Annotated in this window: 11 protein-coding genes and 1 pseudogene; 10 read left to right on the forward strand and 2 right to left on the reverse strand. The window is 64.5% G+C overall.

Translation table 11 applies throughout. From position 1 onward, the window contains the following. Window positions 1-80: 80 nt before the first annotated feature. Genes CH305_RS29360 through CH305_RS03155 form a run of 9 tightly spaced genes read left to right on the forward strand, consistent with a single transcriptional unit; the run spans window position 81 to window position 7754 of the window. Window positions 81-812 (forward strand): peptidoglycan-binding protein, encoded by a 732-nt coding sequence (locus tag CH305_RS29360; protein WP_094702612.1) that lies wholly within the window; start codon window positions 81-83, stop codon window positions 810-812. After that, window positions 809-937: a hypothetical protein gene (locus CH305_RS29365; RefSeq protein ID WP_256980323.1), complete on the forward strand. Its 129-nt coding sequence runs from the start codon at window positions 809-811 to the stop codon at window positions 935-937. Before CH305_RS29360 ends, CH305_RS29365 begins: the two co-directional genes overlap by 4 nt. Further along, entirely contained in the window at window positions 934-1308 is a 375-nt protein-coding gene (locus CH305_RS03125) for a hypothetical protein (RefSeq protein WP_094702614.1), read from the forward strand. Before CH305_RS29365 ends, CH305_RS03125 begins: the two co-directional genes overlap by 4 nt. Further along, window positions 1308-1715, forward strand: coding sequence for a hypothetical protein (locus CH305_RS03130; RefSeq protein ID WP_094702616.1), 408 nt, complete (start codon window positions 1308-1310; stop codon window positions 1713-1715). Before CH305_RS03125 ends, CH305_RS03130 begins: the two co-directional genes overlap by 1 nt. Continuing rightward, complete coding sequence (locus CH305_RS03135) at window positions 1716-1997, forward strand: hypothetical protein (RefSeq protein WP_094702618.1); 282 nt, start codon at window positions 1716-1718, stop codon at window positions 1995-1997. It begins immediately after the preceding gene. Beyond that, window positions 1990-4740, forward strand: coding sequence for a hypothetical protein (locus CH305_RS03140; protein WP_094702620.1), 2751 nt, complete (start codon window positions 1990-1992; stop codon window positions 4738-4740). Before CH305_RS03135 ends, CH305_RS03140 begins: the two co-directional genes overlap by 8 nt. Further along, entirely contained in the window at window positions 4733-6859 is a 2127-nt protein-coding gene (locus CH305_RS03145) for a hypothetical protein (protein WP_094702622.1), read from the forward strand. The genes CH305_RS03140 and CH305_RS03145 overlap by 8 nt, the downstream gene beginning before the upstream one ends. Beyond that, entirely contained in the window at window positions 6859-7287 is a 429-nt protein-coding gene (locus CH305_RS03150) for a collagen-like protein (RefSeq protein WP_094702624.1), read from the forward strand. Before CH305_RS03145 ends, CH305_RS03150 begins: the two co-directional genes overlap by 1 nt. After that, on the forward strand, window positions 7287-7754 hold the full coding sequence (locus CH305_RS03155) for a hypothetical protein (RefSeq protein ID WP_094702626.1): 468 nt from the start codon (window positions 7287-7289) through the stop codon (window positions 7752-7754). Before CH305_RS03150 ends, CH305_RS03155 begins: the two co-directional genes overlap by 1 nt. Here the strand turns inward: CH305_RS03155 and CH305_RS28910 are convergent, their stop codons facing one another. Further along, window positions 7755-7919 (reverse strand): hypothetical protein, encoded by a 165-nt coding sequence (locus CH305_RS28910; RefSeq protein WP_179278165.1) that lies wholly within the window; start codon window positions 7917-7919, stop codon window positions 7755-7757. It abuts the gene before it with no gap. 26 nt (window positions 7920-7945) lie between these two features. Further along, window positions 7946-8782: a tyrosine-type recombinase/integrase gene (locus tag CH305_RS03160; protein ID WP_094702628.1), complete on the reverse strand. Its 837-nt coding sequence runs from the start codon at window positions 8780-8782 to the stop codon at window positions 7946-7948. A 514-nt stretch (window positions 8783-9296) separates the two neighbouring features. Between CH305_RS03160 and CH305_RS29370 the strand changes: the two are divergent. After that, window positions 9297-9394, forward strand: a pseudogene (locus tag CH305_RS29370) (acyl-ACP desaturase); the annotation flags it as partial.

Here is a 9394-nt window from a genome sequence, read left to right on the forward strand (position 1 = left end):
TCGGACGAGGTGTTCTACCGCCTGACGTTGCTCGAGCGCAACGCATTCATCGAGATCGCCAACAAACGAGCGAAGAGGAAATGATGGTCACCACCGAGAACGGATGGGCCTCGATCCCACCGAGCAAGGTCGTACGACGTGGCATCACCGGAACGAACATCGTGCTCCCCCTGCACCCGCACGACGCCGGGTTCGTGCTCATCAGCTTCGCGGCAATGTACAACCGCGACATCGAGCCGCTGACCGGTGGCGCATCCGATGAAGGCGGCTACACCGAGACCAACTCGGTATACACCTCGAATCACAAGTCCGGCACAGCAATTGATCTGAATTGGAACAAGTACCCGTTCCGGCGCTACACAATGCCGCAGGAACGAGTGCAGCGCGTGAAGCAACTCCAGGCCGGATTCCGCGGCTTGATCGACTGGGGCCGCGACTGCTGGGGCGGCAACCCGATAGACGAGATGCACTACCAGGTCGCCAAGGGCAAACCGATGGACGCCTACGTGGAGTTCGCGAACGAGCTGCGCGCCGGCAAGTTCGCCCTCTACGGTGCCACCGCTCCGACACTCGACCCGGTCGTCGTCCCGAACCCCGGCGTCGGCGGTCTACTCATGCGTGGCTCGACAGGCAACGCAGTGCGCAACCTCCAGGAGCGCCTCAACCGGGACTACCCCCGCTACTCCCGGCTCGCGGTTGACGGCGACTTCGGGTCAGCGACCGAGGCAGTGGTGCGCGAGTTCCAACAGCGCGCCGGCCTACTCGTGGACGGCATCGCGGGGCCGGCCACTCTCAAGGCCCTCGGACTGTGAGGGCGCTCCACACCTTCGCCACTGCGGTGGTGATCGGCGTCGTAGCCGGCACCACCGCAGCGGCGAGCTACCTGCTCCGTACCGAACTGCCCACCGAGGCACAGCTCATGGAAGAGAAGTCATGACTGCACCGCAAGGCCCTCTCGATCAGGTACGCAACGAGATCATGCGCGTGATGGGACCCGAGATCGAAGCTCGATTCGAGCAGTTGACGCCGATCATCGCGCGGGCTCTCAATCGCAACGTGCCGCTCGAAGAGGTCCGCATCCCTCCACCGGCAGCGACTGTGCCGGCGAAGACCGCAGCGGCGCGCACGGCCCTACAGGCGGCTATCGCGCTACCACTCTCGGCGGCGCTCGGATTCGTCGCGGACACCATTGGCGGCCCGGACTTCGATCTGCTCGACGGCGGTGACTGGAAAACGCTCGGATACGGCGCAGGCGTGGCCGGCATCATGGCCGTGCTGGCGTTCGGTCAGCGCAAGATCGGCCGCTGATGAACGAGCGGGCCGTCGTAGCAGCAGCTCGGATGCTCTCACTCGTCATCGCTGGCCTGTCCGTCATCGTCGGCGCGCTCTACACCGGACCCGACGCCCTGGTGCGCCGGCCCCTGCCACCCGGCCAGGAGTCGATCGTGGTCGTCATCGAACACTTCTTCCCGGTGTGGCCGTTCCTGTTCGCCTTCACCGGTGCCCTGCTCGGCTACGCGGCCGTGATCCGGCGCGGCGTCGTCATCACCCACGCCCTCGTCGTCGCGGGGTGGGCGTTCTACGGACTGTGCCTGATCCTGGCACCGATCCGATCCGTACCGCCGTCCCCAATCCTTGTGGGCGTCATAGCCGTTGGGATAGCCGTGATCAACTACGCAGCAGCGAGGCTGTGGTCAGCTCTCGGGGTGACATAGGTGAGTGAAGCCACCCTGATCATCATCGCCGCCATCGGTGCCGGCCTGGGCGGCGTCGGCACCGTCGCCTCCCTGTGGAACAAGGTCGAGAGCGGCAACGTCGTCACCCTCACCACCCGCAACAAGACGCTCGAGGACGAGAACACCAGCCTCTACGCCTGGAAACTCGCAGCCCGCGCCTACATCGTTCTGCTGATCGAACGCCTACTCGACCGAGGCGGCACACCCCCCGTCGCACCGAGCGTGCTGGGCCTGACACCGAGAGGCGACGACAATGAGTAATTCGGTCGACATCTACATCAACGGGCACGAGCGGGATCTGCTCCAGGCCATCGAGCGCACCAAGGCCGCGATCGCATCACTGCGTGACTCGAAGGCCACCGTCACAGTCGACGTGGACGACGGCGCACTGAACGTCCTCAAGGCCAAGCTCGCCGCAATGCGCGACGGTGACGTGACCGTGGACGTGAACGTCAACGACGCGAAGCTGGCAGCGCTCCGAGCGAAGATGGACGCGCTCCGCAACACCCGCGTGAAGGTCACCGTCGATGTCGACCGCACCGAGCTGAACATCCTCAAGATCGAACTCGCCGGCCTCCGGGACCGCAGGATCAACGTCGGCATCGATTCCGATCTCGCGGGGTTCCGCGCCGCTCTCGCCGCGTCCACGCTTGGCAACGCGAACGCCCGTATCAATCTCGATCTCGATACCGCCGGCGCAGCAGCCGAACTGGCAGCGTTCCTCGCAGCCGTCCCGCGCTCGGTGACGATCAACCTCGACGTGGATACCGCCACCGCCGCAGCTGAACTCGCCGCGTTCCGTCTGGCGCTGCTCGCCCTCAACGACGACTCGATCCGTCTCGGCACCAATGCCGGCGGTAGCGCCGCGTCGGGTATCGCGAAGATGGGCGGCTCCGCTGCATCCGCTGCCCCGTTGCTGGCCGCGATGACGACCGCCCTCGCGCCGCTGATCTCCGGCGCGGCCGGTGCCGGCGTGTTCGCCACCGCTGCTGGTCTCGGTGCGGTCACTGCTGCCGCCGGCGCGCTGTCGGTCGGTGTCGGTGGCGCACTGGCCGCGATCCCTATCATTTCGGCGGCTACCTCGCAGAAGGTGCAGGACCACTTCACGTTCATGAAGGACGATGTGGTCAACACGATGAAGGAGATCTCCGAGCCGGTGCAGCAGCCGCTCGTGGATCTCGCGACTTCTGTTGGTGCAGCGTTCCATTCGATTCGGCCGAGTCTCGATGTGGTGACCGCCGGCGCAGCCAGACTCGTCGGCGAACTGTCCGGCTCTATGCCGGCCATTGCAGCCGAGGTCGGCCCCGCGATGGAGAAAGCGTTCGGTGCCGCAGAGCCTCACATCAAGAACCTGATCTCCAACGTCCCGTCGTATATCAAAGCGTTCGGCAGCTTCGCCGAGAAGCTCGGTGATCAGTCGGTGGTGGACGGGGCGCAACGTGTCTTCGGCATGATCCCCAACATCATCGAGGGTGCCGGCGACTCGATCGTCTCGATGGCCAACGGATTCGAGAACGTAATGGGGTTCCTCGATTCCGGCGCACTCGATGGATTCACAAGCGGCATAGGCTCGTTCTTCGATGAGATGGGCAGCGCGGACTTCTCCGGCACCATCGATGGCATCGCCGACATGTCCAACGCATTCGGTGACCTGGTGGGCAGCATCGACGGCGAATCGGTCACGGGCTTCCTCGAGGGCATCACCGGCGACATAACCAAGTTCACCGAGGCCGCAACGGCTGTAGGTGAAGTGGGCAGCAAGATCGGAGATGTCCTCACAGGCATAGGCGACAAGGCCGGCGAGCTGAACCTGGGCGAGAAGATCTTCGGTGACGGCTGGGATCCGAACAGGTGGCTCAACGATCACGCCTCGTTCCTGGGCGACTTCGAGGAGAAGGTACCCGACAGCATTCCAGCCCCGTCGATCGAGCCACCGGACACGACGCCACTGTCCACCGCGTTCGAGAATCTTCCGATCCCGGCGGTGCCGGCCCCCGAGGTGACTCCCCCGGACACGTCGGTAATCGCCGGCGCATTCGAGAACATCGCACCGGGTGCCATTCCGGCCCCCGAGGTGACTCCCCCGGACACGTCCGTCATCGCCGGCGCATTCGAGAACCTCGCACCGCCGACGATCGAGGCCCCGGTCGTGCCGGCCCCCGAGGTCACCCCGTCCGAGCCGATCCCCGCCCCCGAGGTGACCCCACCGCCACCGGTGCAGGTCGAGGTCGAGGCGGTCGAGGGCGCTGCGATTGCAGTGCCGCCGCCGGCCCCGGTGCCGATCACGTTCGACGTGACACAGCCGACGCTCGACCTCACCCCACCGCCACCGGTGCCGATCACGTTCAACGTCTCGCTGCCGGTGATCAACATCCCGCCGCCGGCCCCGGTGCCAGTGCGCGTCGACATCGACACCGCCGGCGCGAAGGTGAACCTGTCGTCTCAAGGTGCAGCAGCCGGCAACTCGTTCGCGTCGGGCCTCGCCGGCTCCGCTGGCGCTGTCTCCGCTGCCGCCGCGTCGATGGCAGCAGCCGCGCAAGGCGTGTCGGTGAACCTGTCCGCTCAGGGCGCAGCAGCGGGCGCCAGCTTCGCCGCCGGCCTCGCATCGCAGGCCGGCGCGGTGGCTGCTGCAGCTGCCCAGTTGGGCGCTGTCGCTGCCGCGAACAAAGGTGTGTACAAGGGCCGCAAGGGAATTGCGGCCGACCGGATCATGCTCATTCCGCACGGTCAGGCGATGGTGAAGGGCTTCATCGACGGACTCGGGTCGCAGCGCCGGGAGCTGATCACCGAGGCGTCGTCTCTAGCGAAGGCTGTGACGAAGCGTTTCGATGAGGAGTTGGTGCCGAACATCGGCCTCTCCGGTGGCATCGGAGTCCAGCAACACGTGACCGTGAGGGTGGAGGCCGGCCTCATGGCCGACCCGGTCAAGATCGGCCGCGAGGTTCGCGACGTTCTCGGCGCGTACGCATCCGCTGTCGGTGGATCGGAGACCATCAGTGTCTAGAAAAGCCGACGCCAGCAAAGTCGCCGTGCAGGTCGAAGTTGACCGCGTCGATGTGTGGGTCGAAGACGGACGCTCGCCGGCATCGTATCCAGTCGATGGAGTGCCGCTGCGAGATCTGTTGGCGATGCCGCCCAACACCATTCTGCTGCCCACCACCAACCCGATTCCTGGCTTCGCGACGATGCCGAGCATCCGGCAGGACGAGACGCTGTCGAACGTAACGGTCATACCCAATGTGACGATGACCAAGAGCGGAACCGGCTCGAACGCGGTCGTCACCGACGTGAAAGTGACTGCGACAGTGGAGCGAGAGACTTCGCGGACACTCGGTCCGACGCTGATGCAGACCAAGTTTCCTACACCGGTAGCCGAGGGCGACCAGGTTTCGTTCGCCGGCCGGTTCGGGATGCGCCGCGTCGGCATGGGGACGTTGGATGAGGACGGCAACCAGACCGGACACAGTGTGCGTGTCTCCCTGTGGGGAATGTCGAGCAACACCGACGAGTACGGCGTGGTCGAGGAGACAGCAGTCGAGCTGCTGGCATACGAAACCATCTACCACCCCCGCGCCACGAACAGTTATGTCCAGGTGCTGATCACCATCCCCACGGTATCGGCGGCAACTGTCCCCCCTGGCGTCACAGGTGTGCATCTGACAGTCGGCCTGAAGACCGAACGCAACGGGCGGTGGTACGCGACGAGCTACAACTTCCCGTACCGGGGGCCTGCGTACGAGATGCAGGTCAGCAACATCTTCACTCACGCCACCACCAACCCTCTTCGCATGACGGTGGTACCGAAGACCCCACCGGCAGCGGGAGTTCCCGCAGCCGAGTGGGAGACCCTGACACAGGAGCAGAACCGACTCCACCGCTACACCTACGAGGACATCACCGACCACGTCAACGAGATCACCACCGAGCAGATCGAAGCGGAGCTTGCCGTCACCACCGTCCGGTTGATCTCGACGGAAGTACCCGCGAAAGTTGTTGCTGGGAAACGAGTTCGAGTCCTCGCCCTGCATCCTGATGGGTCGTTCACCGTTCTCGCGGCCGGCACTATTCGCAGCCGCCGGATCGTGGAGGACGGCATCCACCCGTCACAGGTGGAGATTGGCGTACACAACGGTCATGGCCGGCTCGGATCGATGACCGCCGGCGTCGCGTTCGACACCTTCGACGAGTACGCTCCGGTCCTCAATCGTGCCGGGATACCGGCTGTGATCGATGGCGTGGAGGTGACCGGCCCGGCGCGGGATCTGCCGGCGTGGGGCGGCGTCGAACCCTCGTACCGCTCTGCCCGGTTGTCGATGCTCGACGCCTTGCTCATGACCCGGAACACCCGCAAGGGCTTCATTCGGCTCGACCGGAACGACCGGCTCGAGGTGCTGTCTTCTCTGCCGGAGGGTGTGGCAATGGACGTCTCCGACCAGCCTGGCGAAGGGGATGCCTCGTTCTCGATCGATGCCGAGTTCGGTAGTGACACAACTGATCTGATAAACCAGGTAGCGGTCACTGAGCATTTGATGGATTCGGAGGACTTCGAGCGGTCGACCACGAACGAGGACCCGCCGCTGAGTCTCGGTCACATGAAGTCGAGGACGCAGACCGCAGAGTATCGGCGGCCGGCCGCGATCGCGACATACGGTCTTGCGTCGAAGATGTTCAAGGTCGTTCGCGGCACCGGAAACATGCTCGACATCGAGGCCGGCAGCTACGGCACGTCGTTCTCGGCGTGGGCTGCTGCGATCCTGGACGAGTACTCGATCGAGCGATCCGGCCCGAAGTCGATCACGATCCCCGTCGACACCGACGCGCAATGGGCGCTCGTGTCGAAGCTTGAGGTGCTCGACGCGATCGTGGTCCGGTTCCGTGGTGTGTCCTATGTCCGCCGCATTCGACGTGTGACGCACAAGATCTCGCCCGGTGGGCTCCGCAAGGCGTTGCTGCGTTTCGACGTGACAGGCGAGCAGGTGTACTGGCTGCCCGATACTCCGGTGCCACTCATCACGCTCGGTGACACCGACGCCGGCACGATCTTCGCCCCGTCGAAGGGTCTGGTCGATGGTGGCCATCCCGACGACACTGTTACGCACCTACTCGATGGAGGAACGCTCTGATGGCTGACCGCAAACGCATTCAGCAGCTCCGCGCCACAGCGGCGCAGTGGGCGCAGCAAAACCCGGTACTGATGGCCGGCGAACTCGGCTGCGAGACCGACACCGGATTCCTCAAGGTCGGCAACGGCGTCGCCGCGTGGAACGACCGCCCGTACCAAGTGGGCCCACGCGGCATCCAAGGTCCGCAAGGTCCGCAAGGTGCCGAGTCGACTATCGCCGGCCCCAAGGGTGACCAGGGAGTCGCCGGCCCCAAGGGTGACCAGGGAGTCGCCGGCCCCAAGGGTGACCAGGGTGTGCAGGGTCCGGCCGGCCCCGCTGGTGGTGTGCAGAACGTCGCCGGCATCGCGAACGTCCGCAGAATGACCGCCGCCGCGTACGCCGCGCTCGGTTCGAAGGACGCCACCACCGCCTACTTCATCGTCGGCTGATGCCACTCCAAATCAGTGACACCGCAGTCAGTTCCGTCTACATCGGTGCCGACCCGGTATCCCGCGTGTACATCGGTAGCGATCTCGTGTGGCAGGCGTACGCGGGTGCCGGCATGGACAAGTCCGGGGCACCCACACTGAACGGGTCGACGTGGACACAGCTCACCGGGTGGACAGCTCGCAGCGGATCGGTGGTCGTAAACGACGGCCTCGTGCTGCCGGCCGGCGTCGTAGCCACGGCGGTGGTGCAGGTGACCTACGGCGGCAGCAACGCAGTCAACTCGTGCCGAGTACTCGCGGCCGGCGTCGTAGTGGGCACGGCACCAGCAGGCGGGTCGGCACCGACAGCAACGATCACCATCCCCGCCGCCGGCGTCGACCGACTGATCACAGTGGAGGCGTACGTCGCCGGCCTCACCGGTGGCCGCACCGTCACCCCTAGCGGCACCTTCCTCACATTGGCCTAGCTACGCCCCCACGTCGGTGAACAATGCCAGCGCGACGACGATGGCTACCAGCGCCCAGATCACGCGCTTGAGGGCAATGTTGACCGGCCCCTTCTCGACGGGATGGTCACGCCGGAACAGGTAGATACCGCCGATCACGAGTGCTACCAGCAACAGAAGAACCATGCGTGATTCATAGCACACCGGACATTTCAGGCGACAGCACGGAACAAGTCCAATTTGTCGATGGCGGCGCGCATGCGTATGTCGCTTACGCCCGTGTAGCCCTGCGTGGATCTGATCGAGCCGTGGCGCATCAACTCTTGCACCACTCGCACATCGGCCCCGTCCTCCAGCAACGTCGTTCCGTACCAGTGCCGTAGCGGGTGTGCAGAGCCCGGTATGTTCGCACGCCGGAATGCGTCACCAACGATCTGAGACACACTCTTTCGGGTGACGTGCTGGCCTGGCCGTGTCTTGTTCGAGGGGAACCACCAGCCTCGCTGCGGCATCGACTCGGCGGTGGCTGCGAGGATCGGGTGCAGCGGTATCCATTCCTCGTCGCCGCCTTTGCCGAGGACCAACATCCGGCCGCGTGCGAGGTCGACGTGTTCACCGCGGAACGCTGCGATCTCGATGCAGCGCAACCCTGCGAGAGTGGCGAGCAGGATCATTACGCGGGTGCGGTGATGCATGTTCGTCTTGAGTAGCTTCATCAGGTGAACGTCGGCAACGGGTCGGGGCTTGCGCTTCGGCTGCCGGACGGTGCCTACCTTCAGCATCGGATTGTCGACCCGAATGTCCTGAAGCTGAAGCCATTTGAACCAAGTTGAGAGATATGAGTGGTAGCAGTAATGGGTGCTGCGTGACCACTCCGGGTGCGAGGCATACCAGCGAACGATGTCGAGGGGCTGAGCAAACGTCGGGTCGACGCCGGCCTCACGCTCGAAAGCGCGCAACACCCTGATCCGTTCGTACATCGTCAGGTCGGACCGCCGCTGGCCGTGCTGAAAGATCTCCCACTGGTCGATAGTCGCATTAGTGCTCATGTGTCACATCTACCCCAAACCGGACAGAGCGGTCGGATCTGTCCAGTTTGTTAACGGACCCGATGCACGATCGGTGCCGAACCGGTACCGGCGGCGCGGAACCGGATACCTCGCGGATGAACTCACTGCAGATGGAGCAGAAAAGCTTGGTCATCACGCGGCCCTCAAGCGACGGACCGGAGCGCGGTCACAGGGTTGAATCGTGGACCTTTTAATCCGCAGGTCGTAGGTTCGAGTCCTACTGGGGGCACCACACACATCCCGGGTAACAGGGATCACACCTGCCCGGTACGTACACTCGGGAGTAACGATCGGCCGAGACGAAGCGACGTGCAGGGGGAACTGCAACAGTCGCGACAGGCCGACCGGTCGATCGACATTCGGGGGATTCGGGTCGGTCGACACCGGACATCACGACTGCCGGAACAGCAAGTGAACAGGCGCGACACGGTTCACACCGAACCTACGGTGCCGTAAGCTTGACCGGTCGTACGCAATCTATGGAGGCGATCTAATGGCGAGGGATCTGACACAGCTCGAGCTTCTGCAGGAGCTGGTACCCACTGCCGAAGACAACGTGAACCGTCACATCACGATGGCGCGCGAATGGCA

This window comes from Rhodococcus sp. 15-649-2-2, assembly GCF_002258645.1.
Lineage (GTDB): Bacteria > Actinomycetota > Actinomycetes > Mycobacteriales > Mycobacteriaceae > Rhodococcoides.